The organism is Bradyrhizobium sp. 2TAF24 (genome assembly GCF_052115025.1).
Taxonomy (GTDB): Bacteria; Pseudomonadota; Alphaproteobacteria; order Rhizobiales; family Xanthobacteraceae; genus Bradyrhizobium_A.
This window is the reverse complement of record NZ_JBFRFW010000001.1, coordinates 143,359-163,418: the sequence shown is the minus strand read 5'-3', so window position 1 is coordinate 163,418 and position 20,060 is coordinate 143,359. Positions and strand designations below refer to the sequence as shown.

The 20,060-nt window shown below is 65.7% G+C and carries 17 protein-coding genes; 16 read left to right on the top strand and 1 reads right to left on the bottom strand.

Going from position 1 to position 20,060, the window contains the following annotated elements; translation table 11 throughout:
* Positions 1–45: 45 nt before the first annotated feature.
* From AB4Z37_RS00730 to AB4Z37_RS00690, 9 genes are all read left to right on the top strand, one after another.
* Complete coding sequence (locus AB4Z37_RS00730; protein ID WP_441514761.1) at positions 46–1,383, top strand: MFS transporter; 1,338 nt, start codon at positions 46–48, stop codon at positions 1,381–1,383.
* 155 nt (positions 1,384–1,538) lie between these two features.
* Entirely contained in the window at positions 1,539–2,648 is a 1,110-nt protein-coding gene (locus AB4Z37_RS00725; protein ID WP_441514760.1) for an efflux RND transporter periplasmic adaptor subunit, read from the top strand.
* Positions 2,649–2,662: 14 nt separating this feature from the next.
* On the top strand, positions 2,663–5,818 hold the full coding sequence (locus AB4Z37_RS00720) for an efflux RND transporter permease subunit (RefSeq protein ID WP_441514759.1): 3,156 nt from the start codon (positions 2,663–2,665) through the stop codon (positions 5,816–5,818).
* A gap of 87 nt (positions 5,819–5,905) precedes the next feature.
* Positions 5,906–6,511 carry a TetR/AcrR family transcriptional regulator gene (locus AB4Z37_RS00715; protein WP_441514758.1) on the top strand — a complete coding sequence of 202 codons (606 nt, stop codon included), beginning with the start codon at positions 5,906–5,908 and terminating at the stop codon, positions 6,509–6,511.
* Between the two features lie 59 nt (positions 6,512–6,570).
* Positions 6,571–7,194, top strand: coding sequence for a flavin reductase family protein (locus tag AB4Z37_RS00710; protein WP_441514757.1), 624 nt, complete (start codon positions 6,571–6,573; stop codon positions 7,192–7,194).
* A gap of 194 nt (positions 7,195–7,388) precedes the next feature.
* Complete coding sequence (locus AB4Z37_RS00705; RefSeq protein ID WP_441514756.1) at positions 7,389–9,656, top strand: acyl-CoA dehydrogenase; 2,268 nt, start codon at positions 7,389–7,391, stop codon at positions 9,654–9,656.
* Entirely contained in the window at positions 9,656–10,939 is a 1,284-nt protein-coding gene (locus tag AB4Z37_RS00700; RefSeq protein WP_441514755.1) for an acetyl-CoA C-acetyltransferase, read from the top strand. Before AB4Z37_RS00705 ends, AB4Z37_RS00700 begins: the two co-directional genes overlap by 1 nt.
* A gap of 8 nt (positions 10,940–10,947) precedes the next feature.
* On the top strand, positions 10,948–13,065 hold the full coding sequence (locus AB4Z37_RS00695) for a 3-hydroxyacyl-CoA dehydrogenase NAD-binding domain-containing protein (protein WP_441514754.1): 2,118 nt from the start codon (positions 10,948–10,950) through the stop codon (positions 13,063–13,065).
* Positions 13,062–13,502, top strand: coding sequence for an acyl-CoA thioesterase (locus AB4Z37_RS00690; protein ID WP_441514753.1), 441 nt, complete (start codon positions 13,062–13,064; stop codon positions 13,500–13,502). Before AB4Z37_RS00695 ends, AB4Z37_RS00690 begins: the two co-directional genes overlap by 4 nt.
* Here the strand turns inward: AB4Z37_RS00690 and AB4Z37_RS00685 are convergent.
* Complete coding sequence (locus AB4Z37_RS00685; RefSeq protein WP_441514752.1) at positions 13,483–13,935, bottom strand: RrF2 family transcriptional regulator; 453 nt, start codon at positions 13,933–13,935, stop codon at positions 13,483–13,485. The two genes, AB4Z37_RS00690 and AB4Z37_RS00685, sit on opposite strands and share 20 nt — an antisense overlap.
* Before the next feature lie 336 nt (positions 13,936–14,271).
* Between AB4Z37_RS00685 and AB4Z37_RS00680 the strand changes: the two genes are divergently transcribed.
* The 7 genes from AB4Z37_RS00680 to AB4Z37_RS00650 all read left to right on the top strand — a co-directional run bounded on the left by AB4Z37_RS00680 (position 14,272) and on the right by AB4Z37_RS00650 (position 20,025).
* Complete coding sequence (locus tag AB4Z37_RS00680) at positions 14,272–15,228, top strand: sulfonate ABC transporter substrate-binding protein (RefSeq protein ID WP_441514751.1); 957 nt, start codon at positions 14,272–14,274, stop codon at positions 15,226–15,228.
* Positions 15,225–16,400, top strand: a complete 1,176-nt coding sequence (ssuD, locus tag AB4Z37_RS00675; RefSeq protein ID WP_441514750.1) for an FMNH2-dependent alkanesulfonate monooxygenase — start codon at positions 15,225–15,227, stop codon at positions 16,398–16,400. Before AB4Z37_RS00680 ends, ssuD begins: the two co-directional genes overlap by 4 nt.
* A complete protein-coding gene (gene ssuC / locus AB4Z37_RS00670; RefSeq protein WP_441514749.1) occupies positions 16,397–17,179 on the top strand; it encodes an aliphatic sulfonate ABC transporter permease SsuC in 783 nt (260 codons plus the stop codon). The genes ssuD and ssuC overlap by 4 nt, the downstream gene beginning before the upstream one ends.
* An 8-nt stretch (positions 17,180–17,187) precedes the next feature.
* Complete coding sequence (locus AB4Z37_RS00665) at positions 17,188–18,048, top strand: ATP-binding cassette domain-containing protein (RefSeq protein WP_441514748.1); 861 nt, start codon at positions 17,188–17,190, stop codon at positions 18,046–18,048.
* Entirely contained in the window at positions 18,045–18,626 is a 582-nt protein-coding gene (locus AB4Z37_RS00660) for a flavin reductase family protein (protein WP_441514747.1), read from the top strand. Before AB4Z37_RS00665 ends, AB4Z37_RS00660 begins: the two co-directional genes overlap by 4 nt.
* A 239-nt stretch (positions 18,627–18,865) precedes the next feature.
* The gene (locus AB4Z37_RS00655; protein WP_441514746.1) at positions 18,866–19,075 is read left to right on the top strand and encodes a hypothetical protein; all 210 of its coding nucleotides are present in this window, start codon (positions 18,866–18,868) and stop codon (positions 19,073–19,075) included.
* A gap of 107 nt (positions 19,076–19,182) precedes the next feature.
* Positions 19,183–20,025 carry a DeoR/GlpR family DNA-binding transcription regulator gene (locus AB4Z37_RS00650; RefSeq protein ID WP_441514745.1) on the top strand — a complete coding sequence of 281 codons (843 nt, stop codon included), beginning with the start codon at positions 19,183–19,185 and terminating at the stop codon, positions 20,023–20,025.
* Positions 20,026–20,060: the final 35 nt, after the last annotated feature.

Genomic DNA, 20,060 nt, shown 5'->3' with positions numbered 1-20,060 from the left:
CGGGGAGGTGCCGTGCTGAACAACGTCATGGGTTGGGGAGGATTTATGAGCGAAGCATCCGCACATCTGCGCGCGGCCAGTGGGGGCCAGAGCGCCATTGAAACATCGACCATGCAGGCGATCTCCTGGCGGGTCGTGCCGTTTCTGATTCTGGCCTATTTCTTTTCCTATCTCGATCGCGTCAATCTCGGCTTTGCCGCACTGACGATGAACGAGGAGCTGAAGTTTTCCCCAGTGGTCTTCAGCTTCGGCGCCGGCATCTTCTTCTTCGGCTACTTCCTGTTCGAGGTGCCCAGCAACATCATCCTGCACAAGGTTGGCGCCAGCCGCTGGATCGCCCGCATCATGGTGACCTGGGGCATCATCTCGGCGCTGATGGCGATCGTCAGCGGCACCACCAGCTTCTACATTCTGCGGTTCCTGCTCGGCGTCGCCGAGGCCGGCTTCTTCCCGGGCATCATCCTGTACCTGACCTACTGGTACCCGGCGCAGTACCGCGCCCGCATCCTCGCCGGCTTCGCCATCGCAGTGCCGGTGTCCACGGTGATCGGCGCGCCGATCTCGGGTTTCCTGCTCGGCCTTGATGGCGTCGCCGGACTCAAGGGCTGGCAGTGGCTGTTCATCCTCGAGGGTATTCCCTCGATCCTGCTTGGCATCGTCAGCTGGTTCTATTTGACGGACCGCCCCGCCGCGGCCACATGGCTTTCGGCCGAGCAGAAGCAGTGGCTCGCCGGGCGCCTTGCCAGCGAGGAGGCGGCGAAGGGCGGCGCCGAGCACATGACGATCGGGGAGGCGTTGACCTCGCMGCGGGTGCTGGTGCTGAGCCTCGTGTATTTTGGCTTCGTCGGCGCGCTGTACGGCATGCAGTTCTGGCTGCCCCAGATCGTCAAGGCGTTCGGGCTCTCCAACCTGCAGACCGGCTTCGTCACGGCGATTCCGTATCTGTTCGGCGCCATTGCCATGGTGCTGTGGGGCGCCCATTCCGACCGCACCCGCGAGCGGGTCTGGCACGTCGCATTGCCGTTGTTCCTGACGGCCGTAGCGCTCGCGGCCTCCAGCTATCTGACCGATCCGACCCTCACCATGATCGTCCTCACCATCGCGGCGATCGGCGTGTTCTGCACCTTCGCGCTGTTCTGGACGTTGCCGACCGCCTTCCTCAGCGGCACGGCGGCGGCCGGTGCGATCGCCCTGATCAACTCGATCGGCAATCTTGCCGGCTTCGGCGGGCCGTACCTGATCGGCTATGTCAAGGAGAGCACCGGAAGCACGTCCTGGGGGCTGTTCGTGCTGGCGGTGCTGCCGCTGGTGGCCGGCATCCTGGTGCTGCTGCTCAAGCACGACAGCCGGACGGAATTCGCGGCCGCGACGGAGCCGCGCTAAACAAGGGGAGTCCTGTTCTCCCGGAGGCCCGCGCGATCCCCTCGCGCGGGCCTTTTCGTTGGTCGCTTTACTAATGACTAATTATTGTTCACTGACGAATATTGACATTCATCAGTAGTCAAGTAGCCTGAGGCGACCAGTCTCGGGAGCGACAGATGTTTGGTGCAGCCATTTTTTCACGCCCATTCAAGGCGTTATCCGCAGTTTCCCTCGCCGCCCTGGCATTGACCCTGGCCGGCTGCAACGACAAGCCGGCGGAGCAGGCGGCCGTGGGCCGCCCGGTGCTGGTGGCTACCGTCCATTATGAGTCCGAGGTTCCCGAGCGCAGCTTTGTCGGCACCATCCGCCCCCGGGTCGAGAGCGACCTGGGTTTCCGCGTTGCCGGCAAGGTGGCGAAGCGTCTGGTCGAGGTCGGCCAGCAGGTCGAGGCCGGGCAGCCGCTGGCGGTGCTCGACGAGGTCGACCTGCGGCTCCAGGCCGAGCAGGCCGACGCCGAATACCGCGCCGCCACCGGCGTGGTGGCGCAGGCCGTGGCGGCCGAGACTCGCGCCAAGGATCTTCGCACCAAGGGCTGGTCGACCGATGCCCAGCTCGACCAGTCGAAGGCCGCGGCCGACGAGGCCCGTGCCCGGCTGACCCGTGCGGAGCGCTCGGTCGAACTGACCCGCAACGCGCTATCCTACACCACGCTCACCGCGGACGCCCGCGGCGTCGTCACGGCGACCCTGGTCGAGCCGGGGCAGGTGGTGGCGTCAGGGCAGGCGGCGATCCGTGTCGCCCGATCCGCTGAAAAGGAGGCGGTTGTCGCCATCCCCGAGACCCTGGTGGCGCGCGCCCGGGACGGTGTCGCCCAGGTGTCGCTGTGGTCGGAGCCGGGCAAGCAGTACACGGCGAAATTGCGCGAACTGGCGCCGATGGCGGACGCCGCGACCCGCACCTATCTCGCCAAGTTCTCGCTGCCCGGGGCAGGAGATGCCGTGCAGCTCGGTATGACCGCGACGCTGTCCTTGTCGGACGCCGATCGCGAGCGTGTCGCGCGGGTGCCGCTCTCTGCGTTGTTCAACCAGGGCGCAGGCCCCGCGCTCTATGTGGTCGATCGTGACACCGGTGCGGTGACGCTGCAGCTGGTCACGGTGAAATCTTACGAGACCAACGACGTGGTGATCACCGGCGGCGTTGCTGAAGGCGCGCGCGTCGTCGCCATGGGTGTGCAGAAGCTCGATCCGGCCCAGAAGGTTCGGGTCGTGGCGTCGCTGTCATTCTGAGCGGGGAGGGGACCATGCGACGTTTCAATCTGTCCGCCTGGGCTGTCGCGCATCCCGCCCTGGTGCTGTTCTTTATCGTGGCGCTCGGCGTCGCGGGCTTCTTCTCCTATGAGCGGCTCGGCCGCGCCGAGGATCCGTCCTTCACCATCAAGCTTGCGGTGGTGACCGCCATCTGGCCCGGCGCCACCGCCGGCGAGATGCAGGCGCAGGTCGCCGACACCATCGAGAAAAAGCTGCAGGAGCTGCCGTATTTCGACAAGGTGACCACCTACACCAAGCCGTCCTTCACGGCGATGCAGGTGGCGTTCAAGGACAACACGCCGGCCAAGGATGTGCAGCAGCTGTTCTACCAGCTGCGCAAGAAGCTGGTGGACATTCAGGGCGATCTGCCCGCCGGGTTGATCGGCCCGAATGTCAATGACGAGTACGGCGACGTCGACTCCATCCTCTACATGATGACCGGCGATGGCGCGAGCTATGCCCAGCTCAAGACCATCGCCGAGGGTATGCGCCAGCGCCTGCTCAAGGTGCCGAACGTCACCAAGGTCAACCTGTACGGTGTGCAGGATCAGAAGATCTACGTCGAGTTCTCCCATGCCAAGCTCGCCACCCTCGGCATCACGCCGCAGGCGATCTTCGATTCGCTGGCACGGCAGAATGCGGTCAGCCCGGGCGGCGTGGTCGAGACTTCGTCGCAGCGCGTGCCGCTGCGGGTGACCGGCGCGCTCGACGGCGCCAAGGCGGTGGCCGAGACTCCGGTGGAGAGCAACGGCCGCGTGTTCCGGCTCGGCGACATCGCCACCGTGACCCGCGGTTATGAAGATCCGTCCGACTACAAAGTTCGGCAGAAGGGCAAGCCCGCGCTCGGCATCGGTGTGGTGATGGCCAAGGGCGCCAACATCCTGGAGCTCGGCGAGGCCGTCAAGGCCGCCACCGCGGAATTCATGGCGGCGGTGCCGCAGGGCATCGATGTCGAGCAGATCGCCGACCAGCCCGAGGTGGTCGATCACGCGGTCACCGAGTTCGTCCATTCCTTCATCGAAGCGCTCGCCATCGTGCTGTTCGTCAGCTTTCTTGCGCTCGGCTGGCGCACCGGCATCGTGGTCGCGCTGTCGGTGCCGCTGGTGCTGGCGATCGTGTTCGTCGTCATGAACGCGATGGGGCTCGACCTGCATCGCATCACCCTCGGTGCGTTGATCATCGCGCTCGGCCTGCTGGTCGACGACGCCATCATCGCGGTCGAGATGATGGTGGTGAAGATGGAGCAGGGCTGGGATCGCTTCAAGGCGGCGTCGTTCGCCTGGGAATCCACCGCGTTTCCGATGCTGACCGGCACGCTGGTGACCGCGGCCGGCTTCCTGCCGATCGGCTTCGCCAATTCGTCGGTCGGCGAGTATGCCGGCGGCATCTTCTGGATCGTCGCCATCGCGCTTGTGGCGTCATGGTTCGTCGCGGTGATCTTCACACCCTATATCGGTGTCAAACTGCTGCCCGATTTCGCCAAAGCGGCGAAGGGCGGGGCGCATCACGCCGATCCGCATGCGATCTACGAGACGCGGATGTACCGCGCCCTGCGCCGTGTCATCGAGTGGTGCGTGCGCTGGCGAGGCACCGTGGTGCTGTCCACCATCGGCGTGTTCGTGCTGTCGATCGTCGGTTTCGGCGCGGTGCAGCAGCAGTTCTTCCCGCTGTCTGAGCGGCCCGAGTTGTTCTTTCAGTTGCGCCTGCCGGAAGGCACCGCCTTCGGTGTCACCGAGAAGTCGGTGGAGAGGGCGGAATCCCTGCTGAAGGGCGATCCCGACATCGCCACCTACACCGCCTATATCGGACAGGGTTCGCCGCGCTTCTGGCTCGGTCTCAATCCGCAGTTGCCCAACGAATCCTTCGCCGAGATCGTGATCGTGTCGAAGGACGTGAAGGCGCGTGAGCGGATCAAGGCGCGGCTGGAGAAGGTGGTCGCGGAAGGCGCATTGTCGGAGGCGCGTGTGCGGGTCGATCGGTTCAATTTCGGCCCGCCCGTCGGCTTCCCGGTCCAGTTCCGCGTCGTCGGCCCTGACGCCGGCGTGGTGCGCGACGTCGCCTACCAGGTGCGTGATGTGATGCGCAGCAACGACAAGGTGGTCGATGCGCATCTCGACTGGAACGAGAAGACGCCGTACCTCAAGCTGGTGGTCGATCAGGAGCGCGCGCGCGCGCTCGGGCTCACCCCCCAGGACATCTCGCAGGCGACGCAGATGCTGATCTCCGGCGCGCCGGTCACGACCGTGCGCGATGGTATCGAGAAAGTCGGCGTGGTGGCGCGTGCGGTGAAGTCGGAGCGGCTCGATCTCGGCCATATCGCCGATCTGTCGATCTACTCCCGCAATGGCATCGCAGTGCCGTTGTCGCAGATCGCCAAGATCGAGTATGCCCATGAGGAGCCGATCCTGTGGCGGCGCAACCGCGACATGGCGATCACCGTGCGCTCCGACATCGTTGATGGTGTGCAGGCGCCCGACGTCACCAATGCGATCTGGCCGAAGCTTGCCAAGATCCGCGCCAGCCTGCCGCCGGCCTATCGCATCGACATGGGCGGAGCGATTGAGGAATCGGCCAAGGGCAATGCCTCGATCTTCGTGCTGTTCCCGCTGATGGTGATCGTGATGCTCACGCTGCTGATGATCCAGCTGCAGAGCTTCTCGCGTCTTGCGCTGGTGTTCCTTACCGCGCCGCTCGGCATTGTCGGCGCCGCGCTCGGGCTACTGGTGGCGAATCAGCCATTCGGCTTCGTGGCGCTGCTGGGCCTCATCGCGCTGGCGGGTATGATCATGCGCAACACGGTGATTCTGGTCGACCAGATCGAGAGCGACGTGGCGCATGGCATGACCCGCCGGGAGGCCATTGTGGAGGCGACCGTCCGGCGCGCCCGGCCGGTGGTGCTGACCGCGCTCGCCGCCATCCTGGCGATGATCCCGCTATCGCGCTCCGCGTTCTGGGGGCCGATGGCGATCACCATCATGGGCGGCCTGTTCGTCGCCACCTTCCTGACCCTGCTGTTCCTACCTGGGCTGTACGCGCTCTGGTTCCGCAAGAGCCTGGAGCAGAGCGGCCCGGTGGCGCCGGCCACGGCCGCTCCGCCGCTCGCGGGGGACGCCCATGCGCAGCCGGTCTATCCTGTTGCGGCGGAATGAGAACTGCCCCATGTTAAGGAATATCTATTGGGGCTGAACACGTTGCGCCGCCGAGTTCGGCGGCCTCGAGGAGGACGAAGCACAACAATGGTCATGGTCGCCGACAGCAGTGAGACGGACACCCCCGCGCGCATTCTTGTCGCCGCGGAACGGTTGTTTCGCGAGATCGGCTACCAGAAGACCACGGTCGCCGACATCGCCAAGGCTCTGCGCATGAGCCCGGCGAACGTCTACCGCTTCTTCGACTCCAAGCGGGCGATCCACGAGGCGGTGGCGCGCCGGCTGATGGGCGAGGTCGAGATTGCCGCAACCGCGATCGCGTTCGAGGATCTGGAGCCGGTCAGCCGGCTGCGGCGGCTGCTCGCGTCCATCCATCATATGAACGTCGAGCGCTACACCGGTGACGAGAAGATCCACCAGATGGTCGCGATGGCCATGGAGGAGGACTGGCAGGTCTGCAACGCGCATTTCGAGCGGCTGACCGGCATCATCGGCAAGGTGATCGACGACGGCGTCAAGCAGGGCGTGTTCGCGGCGCCCGACCTCGCGCTCGCCGCGATGACGACCGCGACAGCGATGAGCCGCTTCTTCCATCCGCAGATGATCGCCCAGTGCGCCCACAAGCCGGGCCCGACACTCGAGCAGATGATTGATTTTGTCATCGCAGCGTTGACGCCGCGACATCCTGCTTGATTGAGTGGCCGCGAGCGCCGTATGGCGTGGCAGGCATGACCTAGCAGCGGATGGCAGCGATGAGCGAGCGGGATTTCCACGTCTACGAGCCGAAGCAGGGTCATGGCCTCAGGCACGATCCGTTCAACGCGATCATCGGGCCGCGCCCCATCGGATGGATCTCGTCCCGCGACAAGGACGGTCAGGTCAATCTCGCACCCTACAGCTTCTTCAACGCCTTCAATTACAAGCCACCGATCATCGGCTTTTCCAGCATCGGCTCCAAGGATTCGGTGCGCAATGTCATGGAGACCGGCGAGTTCGTGTGGAATCTGGCCACCAAGGAACTGGCCGGGCAGATGAACGCCAGCTCCGCCCAGGTGCCGCATGGCGTTGATGAGTTCACCCTGGCCGGGCTGACCCCGGTCCCCGGGCGCTTCGTCAATGTCCCGCGAGTGGGGGAAAGCCGTGCGGCCATGGAGTGCAAGGTGCTCCAGGTCATCCAGTTGCAGGATAAGGAAGGTAACAAGGTCCCGAGCTGGCTGACGCTCGGCGAGGTGGTGGCGGTTTATATCGACCGTGCGCTGATCCGGGATGGCGTCTATCAGACCGCCGAGGCGCACCCCATCCTGCGCGCCGGGCGGATGGGGGACTATGCCGAAATCACGCCGGAGATCATGTTCGAGATGCTGCGGCCGGACTGATCCCCTTGCATGGAACCGGTGTAGCCGTCCGATCGTTAACAGCGGACGGGCGGGTTCATGTCATTTTGCTCAATTCTCACCGCAAGTTGTAAGGGCGAGGACATTACGGTCGGCACGCTGCGCCGCGCCGCCGGCGCGGGATTCCGCCCGGGTTCCCGCACGCTGCCCTGCACCCCCATCCAAGGGACATCATCATGACGTCGTCAACGTTTCGTCGCGACTGGCTCACGAAGCCGATCTTCTCCTGGGCGCGCAAGGTGATGCCGGAAATGTCCGATACCGAGCGGGAGGCGCTCGAAGCCGGTGATGTGTGGTGGGATGCGGACCTGTTCACCGGTACCCCGGACTGGCAGAAGCTGCTGGCTTACCCCCAGGCCAGGCTCTCCGCCGAGGAAGAGGCCTTCCTGAACGGCCCGGTCGACGAGCTCTGCGCCATGCTCGACGACTGGACCATCACTTGGGACCTGCGCGACCTGCCGCCGCAGGTGTGGGACTTCGTCAAGCGCCACAAGTTCTTCGGCATGATCATCCCGAAGGAATATGGCGGCCTCGGCTTCTCGCCCTATGCCCACTCCGAGGTGGTGCGCAAGATCTCGACGCGCTCCGTTGCGGCGGCGGTCACGGTGATGGTGCCGAACTCGCTGGGGCCCGGCGAGCTGCTGATGCGCTTTGGCACTGCGGAGCAGCGCGAGCGCTGGCTGCCGCGCCTCGCCGACGGGCGCGAGATTCCCTGTTTCGGCCTCACCAGCCCGCAAGCTGGCTCAGACGCGGCCTCGATGGTCGACCGCGGCGTGGTCTGCAAGGGCGTGTTCGAGGGGCGCGAGGTGCTCGGGCTGCGGCTCAACTGGCACAAGCGCTATATCACCCTCGGGCCGGTGGCGACGCTGCTCGGCCTCGCCTTCAAGGCGTATGACCCTGACCACCTGCTCGGTCCGACCGAGGAGCTCGGCATCACCGTCGCCCTGATCCCGACCGGTCTGCCGGGCGTGGAGATTGGCCATCGCCACCTGCCGTCGATGCAGGTGTTCCAGAACGGCCCGAACTGGGGCCGCGATGTATTCGTGCCGCTCGACTTCATCATCGGCGGCCAGGAGCGCATCGGCGAGGGCTGGAAGATGCTGATGACGGCGCTTGCAGCCGGGCGCGGCATCTCGCTGCCGTCGCTGTCGGCGGCAGCCGCGGCCTATTGCGCCCGCACCAGCGGCGCCTATGCGCGCATCCGCGAGCAGTTCAACGTGGCAATCGGCAAGTTCGAGGGCATCGAGGAACCGCTCGCCCGCATCGCCGGCACCGCCTATCTGCTCGATGGCGCGCGCCGCCTGACCTGTGCGGCACTCAACGAGGGGCATCATCCCGCGGTGATTTCCGGCATCATGAAGCTGCATGCCACCGAGCGCATGCGCATCGCCATCGACGACGCCATGGATATCCATGGCGGCAAGGCGGTGATCGATGGTCCGCAGAACTATCTTAGCAATCTCTATCGCGCAGTGCCGGTCGGCATCACGGTGGAGGGCGCCAACATCCTGACCCGCAACCTGATCGTGTTCGGGCAGGGCGCGATCCGCGCCCATCCCTATCTGCTCAACGAGATGACGGCGCTTGCCGATGACAATGCGGCGCGGGGCCTCGATGCCTTCGACAAGGCGCTCTGGGGCCATGTCGGCCATGCCGTCGCCAATACCTTCCGGGCGCTGGGCCGCAGCTGGACCGGCGGGGCGTTCGCGCCGGCGCCCGACGCCGGCCCGGCGACGCCGTTCTATCGCCAGCTGTCGCGCCATGCGGCAGCGTTCGCGTTGTGCGCCGACATGGCGCTGCTGACCCTCGGCGGCGCGCTCAAGCGCAAGGAGATGCTGTCGGCGCGGTTCGGCGACATCCTGTCGGAGCTGTATCTGCTCTCCGCGGCGCTGAAACGCTGGGAGGACGAGGGGCGTCAGGAGGCGGATTTCGCGGCGCTGGAATGGTGCATGGCGAGCGGGCTGAAGACCATCGAGACCCGCTTCGCTGAGATCCTGGCCAATCTGCCGAACCGCTTCGTCGCCTTCGCGCTCAGGCTGATCGTCCAGCCGTTCGGCGCCCGCGCGGTTGGCCCGTCGGATGGCGTGGTGCATCGGCTCGCCCAGCTCATCCTCGAGCCGTCGGCGGCGCGTGAGCGGCTGACCCCGAACATCTCCCACATCGACGACGACCGTGGCGTCGCACGGCTCGAGAAGGCGTTCGCGCTGGTCACCGCCAATGACGACATCGTCAAGAAGATGCGCTCGGCGCGCATCCGCGATCCCGGCGAGGCGCTGCGCAATGGCATCATCACCGCGGCCGAGGCCGAGCGCCTTGCCGCCGCCCGTGACGCGGTCGCCAGGGTGGTCGAAGTCGACGATTTTGCACCGGAGGTCTTGTCATCCATGAGCGCGCGGTTGCACGATCGCCGTGACATGAACTTCAACACACGAGCGGCAAGCTGATGACACGCCCGGTCTATATCGTCGACGGAAGCCGAACCCCGTTCCTCAAGGCCCGCAGCGGGCCGGGGCCGTTCACACCGGTCGATCTTGCCGTGCAATGCGGCCGGCCGCTGCTGGCGCGCCAGCCATTCGCGCCGGACGCTTTCGACCAGGTCATCCTCGGCTGCGTCAATGTCATTGCCGACGAGATGAACCCGGCCCGTGTCGCGGCGCTGCGCCTCGGAATGGGCGAGAAGATGGTCGCGTTCACGGTACAGATCAACTGCGGCTCCGGCATGCAGTCGATCGACACGGCCTATCGTTATATCCAGCAGGGCAAGGGTGACCTGATCCTTGCCGGGGGCGCCGAGGCGCTCAGCCACGCGCCGCTGGTCTGGTCGCAGAAGGGCGTGCGCTGGTTCGCCGGGCTCGCCACCGCCAAGGGCGCGCTGGCGAAGCTCGCGGCGCTGGCGAAGGCGCGCCCGGCCACGTTCAAGCCGATCATTGGGCTCGAGCGCGGCCTCACCGATCCCATCACCGACCTCAACATGGGCCAGACCGCCGAAGTGGTCGGGCATCTGTTCGGCATCACCCGCGCTGATGCCGATGCCTATGCGGTGGAGAGCCACAAGCGCCTCGCACGCGCCCAGGAGCAGGGCTGGCTGAAAGGCGAGGTCGAGACCGCGTTCGATCGTCAGGGCCGCTTCTACGACCACGACGACGGCGTGCGCCCCGACTCCAGCGTCGAGAAACTTGCCGCCCTCAAGCCCGCGTTCGAGCGGCCGTGGGGGCAGGTGACCCCCGGCAACTCCTCGCAGATCACCGATGGCGCCAGCTGGATCATCCTCGCGTCCGAGGATGCCGTGCGCAAGCACGCTCTGACGCCGAAAGCCGTGATCGTCGACAGCGCCTGGGCGGCGCTCGATCCGTCGATCATGGGCCTCGGTCCGGTGCTGTCCGCCACCGCGCTGCTCAAGCGCAACAATCTCACGCTGCAGGACGTGGAGACCTGGGAATTGAATGAAGCCTTCGCCACCCAGGTGCTTGGCTGCCTTGCGGCCTGGAGGGACGATACGTTCTGCCGCAAGGTGCTCGGCCTCGATGGTGCGGCCGGCGCCATCGATCGGGACCGGCTGAATGTCGATGGCGGCGCCATCAGTCTTGGCCACCCGGTCGGCACGTCGGGCAACCGTATCGTGCTGCATCTGGTCAACGCCATGAAACGGCTGGGCACCAAACGTGGTGTCGCCACGGAATGCATTGGTGGCGGCCTCGGCGGCGCCATGCTGATCGAGACGGTGTGAGCATGAGCATGGACAGCCGGATCCTGGACGTTCTTTCCGACCGTGTGCTCGAGCTCGGGCCGACGCCTGCGGCCGACAGCGCCTATCGCCATTTCCACCTGACGCGCGATGACGACGGCATCGCCTGGCTGCTGTTCGATCGCGCCGGCGCCAGCGCCAACTCGCTGTCGGCGGAGGTGATGGAGGAACTCGACAAGGCGATCACGGCGCTGGAGGCCGAGCGGCCGGCGGGTCTTGTGATCCGCTCCGCCAAACCCTCCGGATTCATCGCGGGCGCAGACATCAACGAGTTCCGCGGCGCCAGCGATGCGCACCAGGTCGAGATCGAAATGGTGCGCGCCCATGCGGTGGTTTATCGGCTGGAGGCCCTGCGCCTGCCGACGGTCGCCGTGGTGCACGGCTTCTGCCTTGGCGGCGGGCTCGAGATCGCGCTCGCCTGCAATATGCGCATCGCCATCGACAATGCACGGTTCGGCTTTCCCGAGGTCATGCTTGGCCTGCATCCCGGCCTTGGCGGCCCGGCGCGGCTGACCGAACTGATCAGCCCGGCCGAGGCGATGAGCCTGATGCTGACCGGCAAGACCATCGATGCCCGCCGCGCGAAGTCGCTTGGCCTCGTCGATGCGGTGACGCAGGAGCGCCATGTCCGCAATGCGGCGAGGGACGCCGTGTTCGGCCGCCTCAAGCGGGCGAAGCCCGGCCCGCTGAATGCAGTGATGAATTTTGCGCCGGTGCGCGGGCTGCTCGCCAGCCGGATGCGCTCCGAAGCCGCCAAGGCGGCCCCGCGCGAGCACTATCCGGCGCCTTACGCGCTGATCGATCTGTGGGAAAAGCACGGCGGCGACAAGGTCGCGATGCTGGCGAACGAACGCACGTCGTTCGCCCGGCTGATGGTGACGCCGACCGCACAGAACCTGATCCGGGTGTTCTTCCTGCGTGAACGCATGAAGAAGCTGGCCGGCGGAGGCAATGAGGTCAGGCATGTGCATGTCATCGGTGCGGGCGCCATGGGCGGCGACATCGCCGCCTGGTGTGCGCATCAGGGCCTGCGGGTGACGCTGGCCGACATGAAGGCCGAGCCGATCGCCGGCGCGGTCAAGCGCGCGGCCGATCTCTTCGGCAAGATCGTCCGCAAGCCGGTCGATGTGCGCGATGCGCTCGACCGCTTGATCCCCGACATGGCCGGGGAGGGCGTGCGCGCCGCCGACCTCGTCATCGAGGCGGTGCCGGAGCGGCTCGACCTCAAGCAGAAGGTCTACGCCGCGCTGGAGCCGCGGATGAAGCCGACCGCCATTCTCGCCACCAACACCTCCAGCATTCCGTTGCAGGACCTGCGCACCACGCTGGCTTCGCCGCAACGGCTGGTCGGCCTGCACTTCTTCAATCCGGTGTCGCGGCTGCAACTCGTCGAGGTGGTCAGCCATGATGCGGTCGATCCGCAGGTGCTCGCCGCCGCGAAGGCGTTCGTCGGCGCGATTGACCGTCTGCCGCTGTCGGTGAAGAGTTCGCCGGGCTTTCTGGTCAACCGGGCACTGACGCCGTACATGCTCGAAGCCATGGTGATGCTGGACGAGAAGATCGACAAGGCGACCATCGACGCGGCCGCGGAACGGTTCGGGATGCCGATGGGGCCGATCGAGCTCGCCGATCAGGTCGGCCTCGACATCTGCCTGGCGGTCGGCGACATGCTGCGCACGCGCATGGGCGACAGCCTGCCGGCGGCACCGGACTGGCTTCGAGAGAAGGTGGCCAAGGGCGACCTCGGCCGCAAGACCGGCAAGGGGTTTTACGACTGGAAGGACGGCAAGGCGCAGAAGACCCCGGCGATCGCGCAGCCCACCACCGAGATGACCGACCGCCTGATCCTGCCGATGTCCAATGTCTGCGTCGCCTGTCTGCGTGAGGGCATCGTCGACGATCCAGACGTGGTCGACGGCGCCATGATCTTCGGCACCGGCTATGCCCCGTTCCGCGGCGGCCCGCTGAATTATGCGCGCACCCGCGGGGTTGCCGATGTGATGGCGACATTGCAAGGTCTCGCCAACCGCTTTGGCGACCGCTTCAAGCCGGACGCCGGTTGGGACGATTTCAGGGCCACGAAAGCAGGGACCGGATCCATATCATGAGTGACACCTCTTCCGCCCATGCTGCCCCGCCGCCAGCGGCGCCGGGCGGCGAGCTCTGCATCCGCACGCTGGCGATGCCGGCGGACACCAACCAGAACGGCGACATCTTCGGCGGCTGGCTGCTCAGCCAGATGGATGTCGCCGGTGGCATCATGGCGTCGAAGATCGCCAGGCAGCGCACGGTCACGGTGTCGATCGACGCCATGACCTTCCGCAAGCCGGTTTATGTCGGCGACGTGGTCTCGGTGCACTGTTCGATGATCCGGATCGGCCGAACCTCGATCACGATCCATGTCGCGGCCTGGGTGACGCGACGCAAGGAGAGCAGCACGATCCTGGTGACTGACGGCAACTTCACCTATGTAGCGATCGACGAGACTGGCCACCCGCAAGTGATCGCGCGCGATCCGGCAGAGGTCAGCCCCGCAGCGCCTTGAGGGTACCGCGTGAAGATTTCGGGCTGGCAAGCATGTCGGCGATGGTCATGGTGTCGAGAATGTCCGACATGGCGTCGCGCACTTTCGCCATGGTCAGCCGCACGCTGCATGCCTTGACGTCGCGGCAGTCACGGCAGGGTTGATAGGCGGTGCGGCTGGCGCAGGCGATCGGCGCCAGCGGACCGTCCAGCGCACGGATCACGTTGCCGACCTTGATCGCCGCGGCCTTGCGCGCCAGTGCATAGCCGCCGCCCGGGCCCTTCTTGCTCTGGACCACGCCGGCGTTGCGCAGGTCACCGAGGATCGCGTCCAGGAATTTCTTCGGGATGTTGTTGCATTTGGCGATGTCGCTGGCCTGGGCGGTTTCACCGGGATCGAGCGCCGCCAGATGCACGAGAGCCTTCAAGCCGTATTTTCCCTTCGCCGTCAGCATGCCGCACAACCCGTTCCTTGGAAGATTCTATCGTCACGAAGTGATCGACTAAAATAATCAACCTTCCATAGCGACCTTCATAGAATAATTCCAGCGCGATGTTGTGGATTCGACGGCTTTCCCTAGCAATCTGATCGGCTTAGCCCCCCCGGGCAGCGACGCGGTTCGAAGCAGTGCCGGCCGGCTGGCAAATCGTCTTCCAATTCCCGTTCCCTGTTTGGAAAAATCGTGCGCCATGCGTGGCGTCGGCAGCACGGGTGTCGTTTTCTTCGTCAAATACTTGATCAAGTTGATGGATTACTCACATCTTTCATCGGGATTTGTCTGGAGATCGTCATGAAACGCCGTCGTCTGTTGCAATTGCTGGCCGCCTCCGCCGCCGCTGTGGCGTCGCTGGCGCCGGCGACGTTGTTTGCCGCGCCGGCGTCGCAGGAGATCCGGATAGGGTTTCAGAAATACGGCAAGCTGGTGCTGCTCAAGAGCAGGGGCGCGCTGGAGCCGAAGCTGAAGGCGCTCGGCTACAGCGTGACCTGGACCGAGTTTCCGTCCGGCCCGCCGCTTCTGGAGGCGATCAATGTCGGTGCCATCGACTTCGGCAACACTGGCGAGGCGCCGCCGGTGTTCGCCCAGGCCGCCGGCGTGCCGCTGCGCTACGTTGCCTATGAGCCGCCAGCGCCGAAGGGCGAGGCGATCCTGGTGCCCAAGGCCAGCGCGCTGAAGAACGTCGCCGACCTCAAGGGCAAGCGCGTTGCGCTCAACAAGGGCTCCAACGTCCACTTCCTGCTGGTCAAGGCGCTGGAGAAGGCCGGCGTCAACTATGCGGACATCACCCCGGTGTTCCTGGCGCCAGCGGACGCGCGCGCCGCGTTCGAGCGCGGCTCGGTCGATGCCTGGGCGATCTGGGATCCCTACCAGGCAGCGGCGGAGGCTTCGCTCGAAGCCCGTGTGCTGTCAGACGGCACTGACACCGTGCCGAACACCCAGTTCTATCTGGCGTCGCAGAAATTCCTCGAGACCGACCCGAAGGTGCTCGATGCGCTGCTCGACAGTTTGCGTGAGGTCGATGCCTGGGCGAAGTCCGATATCCATGCCGTTGCCGAGCAGCTCAGCCCGTCCGTCGGCCTGCCGGTGCCGGTGCTCGAGGTGGCGCTGAAGCGCCAGGGTTACGGCATCAAGCCGATCGACACCCAGGTGCTGGCCGAGCAGCAGAAGCTGGCCGACACGTTCCATCAGCTCGGGCTGATCCCCAAGCCCATCACTGTTTCCGATATCGCTCGAAAGTCCGGCTCATGACCGTCGCTCCGTCTCCCACCGCCAATGTCCTCTGGTTCCTGCCGACCCACGGCGATGGTCGCTATCTCGGCACCACCACGGGGGGGCGTCACGTCAGTCTGTCCTATCTGCGCCAGATCGCCCAGGCGGCCGACGAGCTCGGCTATTACGGCGTGCTGCTGCCGACCGGGCGCTCCTGCGAGGATTCCTGGATCGTGGCCTCGGCGCTGGTGCCGCTGACCCGCCGCCTGCGCTATCTCGTGGCGGTGCGGCCGGGCCTGCAGTCGCCGAGCGTTGCCGCACGCATGACCGCGACGCTCGACCGCATCTCGGACGGCCGGCTGCTGATCAACGTCGTCACCGGCGGCGATCCCGTCGAGAACAAGGGGGACGGCATCTTCCTCAAGCACGACGAGCGCTATGAGGTCACCCGCGAATTCCTGTCGGTCTACCGCGACCTGCTGGCAGAAAAGACCGTCGACTTCAAAGGCAAGCACCTTTCCATCGAAGACGGACGGCTGCTGTTTCCGCCGCACCAGGCCGGCGGCCCGCCGCTCTATTTCGGCGGTTCGTCCGATGCCGGCATCGATGTCGCCGTCGACACTGTCGACAAGTATCTGACCTGGGGCGAGCCGCCGGCAGCGGTGGCGGAGAAGATCAACCATGTCAACGCGGTGGCGCAGCAGCGCGGCCGCAAGGTGTCGTTCGGCATCCGCCTGCACGTCATCGTGCGCGAGACCAATGCGGAAGCATGGAAGGCGGCGGACGAATTGATCCAGCACGTCAGCGACGACACCATCGCGTCGGCCCAGAAGATTTTCGCCCGAATGGATTCGGTCGGTCAGCAGCGCATGGCGCAACTGCATGGCGGCCGGCGCGACAAGCTCGAGATCAGCCCGAACCTGTGGGCCGGTGTCGGCCTCGTCCGCGGCGGCGCCGGCACGGCGTTGGTCGGTGATCCGGAGACGGTCGCAGCGCGCATCAAGGAGTATCAGGCGCTGGGCATCGATACTTTCATCCTGTCGGGCTATCCGCACCTCGAGGAAGCGTATCGCTTCGCTGAGCTGGTGTTCCCGCTGCTGTCGCTGAACAGCGCGGCGAACGTGACGCCGCTGCGGGTCAACACCGGCCCGTTCGGCGAGACCATCGCCAACGAGCATCGGCCTCTTCACAAGCAGGCGTCGCAGTCATGAGTCTGATTGATTCCCTGCCGCGGCTCGACGGCCTCACGCAATGGATCGTGCCGCTGCTGATCATCGCGATCTGGCAGGCGGCGAGTGTCGCGGGCTGGATCTCGACGCGGGTACTGCCGGCGCCGAGCGACGTCGCGCTGGCGGGGTGGAAACTGCTGCTGTCCGGTGAGCTCGCCCGCAATATCTGGGTGAGCTTCTGGCGCGCGGCGATCGGCTTCCTGATCGGCGGCGGCATTGGCTTCGCCTTCGGCCTTGCCAATGGCCTGTCGCGGCTCAGCAACCGCCTGACCGATACCACGCTGCAGATGGTGCGCAATGTGCCCCATCTCGCGTTGATACCACTGGTGATCCTGTGGTTCGGCATCGACGAGGCCGCCAAGCTGTTCCTGGTGGCGCTCGGTGTGTTCTTCCCGATCTACCTCAACACCCTGCACGGTATCAAAACCGTCGATCCGCAGCTGATCGAGATGGGGCGCAGCTACGGCATGAGCGATGGTGAGCTGTTCCGCCGGGTCATTTTCCCCGGTGCGCTGCCCTCGATCTTTGTCGGCCTGCGCTTTGCGCTCGGCATCATGTGGCTGACCCTGATCGTTGCCGAGACCATCGCGGCGTCGTCCGGCCTCGGCTACATGGCGATGCAGGCGCGTGAATTCATGCTGATCGACGTGGTGGTGCTGAGCATCCTGATCTACGCACTGCTCGGCAAACTCGCCGACAGCGCTTCGCGGTTGCTCGAGCGGTTGACGCTGACATGGCATCCGGCGTTCCAGAAACAGTGAGGATGGTGATGCAGCAACCGCTTCGTTTTGCCCCGGCGTCAGCGCGCGCCATCGATGGCGCGGGCCTTCTGCGCGAGGCCGAGGTCGCTCGCGCGGCCGTGCCATCGACCGCGCGCGGGCTGCCGATCACGCTGCGCGGGGTGCGCAAGGCGTTCGGCGATCATGAGGTGCTGCGCGGCATCGACCTGCACATTCCCGCCGGGCAGTTCGTCGCCATCGTGGGCCGCAGCGGCTGCGGCAAGAGCACGCTGCTGCGACTGATCGCGGGGCTCGACAGCGCCGATGCCGGCAGCATCACCTTTGGCGAGCAGGACAACGCCAAGGCCCAGGTGCGGATGATGTTCCAGGAGCCGCGGCTGCTGCCCTGGGCGCGCGTGCTTGGCAATGTCGAGGTCGGCCTCGGCGCCGACCGGCGCTCGCCGGACGCACGCCAACAGGCCGAGCGCGCCTTGCATGAGGTTGAACTCGATGCCAAGCGTGACCAGTGGCCGGCGGTGCTGTCGGGGGGCCAGAAGCAGCGCGTTGCGCTGGCGCGGGCTCTTGTCAGCCGCCCGCGCGTGCTGGCGTTTGACGAACCTCTGGGCGCCCTCGACGCGCTGACGCGAATCACCATGCAACGGCTGCTGGAGAGGGTGTGGTCGGATCAGAGCTTCACCGGAATTCTCGTCACCCACGACGTCGCCGAAGCCGTCGCGGTCGCCGATCGCGTTCTTGTGCTCGAGGACGGGCGCATCGCCAACGATATCCAGATTGATCTGAAGCGGCCGCGCAGCCGCGGATCGGCGGCGGTCGCCGCGCTCGAGGAAACCATTCTGCGCGACCTGCTGCAGGATGCAGCCGACGACAAGTCATCACAGGTGCCCCTATGAATTCGCTCGTTCGCATCGTCCAGACCGATCTCGATGTTTCCGCCGCGAGCTTCCGCAATGCCATGCGCCAGCTCGCCGGCGGCGTCAGCGTGATCACGGTCGGGCGCGATCAGGACATCTCCGGCATGACGGTGACCTCGGTGACGTCGCTGTCGGCGGAGCCGCCGAGCCTTCTGGTCTGCATCAACCGCTCGTCGTCATCCTGGCCGCTGTTCGAGAAGTACGGCGCGTTCGCCGTCAACATCTTGCATGCGGACCAGCAGCACATTGCCGACCGCTTCACCGGACGGGGCGGCGCCACGGGCGCTGCGCGTTTCGAGGGCGCACAGTGGTCGACGCTGGCGACCGGCGTGCCGGTGCTCGCCGATGGCCTTGCGGCGCTCGATTGCCGGATCGAAGAGGTGATCCATCGTCATTCCCATGCGATCGTGATCGGTCGTGTCGAGGCGGTACGGGTCGCCGGCAAGACGGCGGCGCTGACGTACTGGCAGGGCGAATATGTGGCGATCGACCGCGACGAGGATGCGGTGCGTCTCGCCGCTGTCAGCCTGCCGGTGGGAACCTACGCGAAACCTTGATGTTGGCGTCATCGCGTTGTCGCGCAACGCGATTAGAGGGGCGGCACGGAACATGATCCGGATTCGGAAGCGTGAAAACAGCCGGTGGCGTCGCCTGGATTCGACATGTCTCCTGCCGCGGTTCTCTCCGCGGCATCTCTCGGCTGCGACGGGCTGTTGTCGCTGCCGGCACTGAACCTTTTCGTCTTTTCAGTGTTAGTGCGCAGGAGCGCTGGTGTCATGCCGGCGACGGGAGTGCCATGTCTGACAGCTACATCATCGAAGTGAGTTCCGAAACGGCTGGAATCGTTGTCCGCGACAAGTCCGGTTACCGGTTCTTCGCGGCCACCCACGACTTCAATTCTCTCGAAGGCCGCTACTTCCGCAGCGCGCGGGAGGCGGAACGTGCCGCCACACGGTTCAAGCAGGACCGCAGCGAGGGCGGTCGCGCCGGCGCAACGGCGGCTTGAGGCCGCCGCGGGGGACGGCAGGTCGCGGCTTCCCCGAAATCGCGAGTTGACCCCATTGGGGAACATGGATCACCATGTGACGCTTTTTGCGTCATGTGGTGATCGCTGTGGCCGGACTGACCCATCGCCAATCGGAAATTCTCAATATCGCCCGCTCGGTCGGACGCGTCACGGTCGAGGACCTGGCGCGACGATTCGAGGTATCGGCCCAGACGATCCGCAAGGATCTGAACGACCTCTGCGACCGCCGCTCGATGACCCGGGTGCATGGTGGCGCCATCATCGCGTCCGGCGTCGAGAACCTCGCCTATGAGGCGCGCCGGTTTGTCGCAGCGGATGAGAAGAAGGCGATCGGGATTGCTGCCGCTGCCCAGATTCCCAACGGCTGCTCGCTGTTCATCAATATCGGCACCACCACTGAGGAGGTGGCGAGCGCGCTGGTCTCTCACGAGGACCTGCTGGTCATCACCAACAACCTCAATGTCGCGATGCTGCTCTATCGCCACCCCCGTATCGAAGTGATCGTGGCCGGCGGCAATGTCCGCCGGGCGGACGGCGCCGTGATCGGCTCGGCGGCCATCGACCTGATCGGCCAGTTCAAGGTCGATTACGCCATCATCGGCGCCTCCGCGATCGACGAGGAGGGCGCGCTGCTCGACTTCGACTATCGCGAGGTGCAGGCGGCGCAGGCCATCATCGCCAATGCCCGCAGCGTCATGCTGGTATCGGATTCCACCAAGTTCGAGCGGAGCGCGCCGGTGCGCATCGCCCATATCGGCCAGATCCAGACCTTCGTCACCGATACCGGCATTCCGCCACGCTTCCGCGCCATGTGCCAGGAGCGCGGCATCGAGGTGATCGAGACCCGGCCCAGGGGGGGTGGTGAGGACAAGGGCGAGGCGGATGATGGCGCGGTCGCGACCGTGGCACGGCTCCCCACAGCCAGCTGATGCTTTCGATAATCTTTCGCTTGCTTTCGTTTTTG

Bases quoted from the DNA above. Each gene is read 5' to 3' on its own strand.
- AB4Z37_RS00685 (WP_441514752.1), bottom strand. From the start codon at position 13,935: ATGCTGACGGCGAAGGGAAAATACGGCTTGAAGGCTCTCGTGCATCTG.
- AB4Z37_RS00705 (WP_441514756.1), top strand. From the start codon at position 7,389: ATGACGTCGTCAACGTTTCGTCGCGACTGGCTCACGAAGCCGATCTTC.
- AB4Z37_RS00700 (WP_441514755.1), top strand. From the start codon at position 9,656: ATGACACGCCCGGTCTATATCGTCGACGGAAGCCGAACCCCGTTCCTC.
- AB4Z37_RS00715 (WP_441514758.1), top strand. From the start codon at position 5,906: ATGGTCATGGTCGCCGACAGCAGTGAGACGGACACCCCCGCGCGCATT.
- AB4Z37_RS00690 (WP_441514753.1), top strand. From the start codon at position 13,062: ATGAGTGACACCTCTTCCGCCCATGCTGCCCCGCCGCCAGCGGCGCCG.
- AB4Z37_RS00665 (WP_441514748.1), top strand. From the start codon at position 17,188: ATGCAGCAACCGCTTCGTTTTGCCCCGGCGTCAGCGCGCGCCATCGAT.
- AB4Z37_RS00710 (WP_441514757.1), top strand. From the start codon at position 6,571: ATGAGCGAGCGGGATTTCCACGTCTACGAGCCGAAGCAGGGTCATGGC.
- AB4Z37_RS00720 (WP_441514759.1), top strand. From the start codon at position 2,663: ATGCGACGTTTCAATCTGTCCGCCTGGGCTGTCGCGCATCCCGCCCTG.
- AB4Z37_RS00680 (WP_441514751.1), top strand. From the start codon at position 14,272: ATGAAACGCCGTCGTCTGTTGCAATTGCTGGCCGCCTCCGCCGCCGCT.
- ssuC (WP_441514749.1), top strand. From the start codon at position 16,397: ATGAGTCTGATTGATTCCCTGCCGCGGCTCGACGGCCTCACGCAATGG.
- AB4Z37_RS00660 (WP_441514747.1), top strand. From the start codon at position 18,045: ATGAATTCGCTCGTTCGCATCGTCCAGACCGATCTCGATGTTTCCGCC.
- AB4Z37_RS00725 (WP_441514760.1), top strand. From the start codon at position 1,539: ATGTTTGGTGCAGCCATTTTTTCACGCCCATTCAAGGCGTTATCCGCA.
- AB4Z37_RS00655 (WP_441514746.1), top strand. From the start codon at position 18,866: ATGTCTGACAGCTACATCATCGAAGTGAGTTCCGAAACGGCTGGAATC.
- AB4Z37_RS00695 (WP_441514754.1), top strand. From the start codon at position 10,948: ATGGACAGCCGGATCCTGGACGTTCTTTCCGACCGTGTGCTCGAGCTC.
- ssuD (WP_441514750.1), top strand. From the start codon at position 15,225: ATGACCGTCGCTCCGTCTCCCACCGCCAATGTCCTCTGGTTCCTGCCG.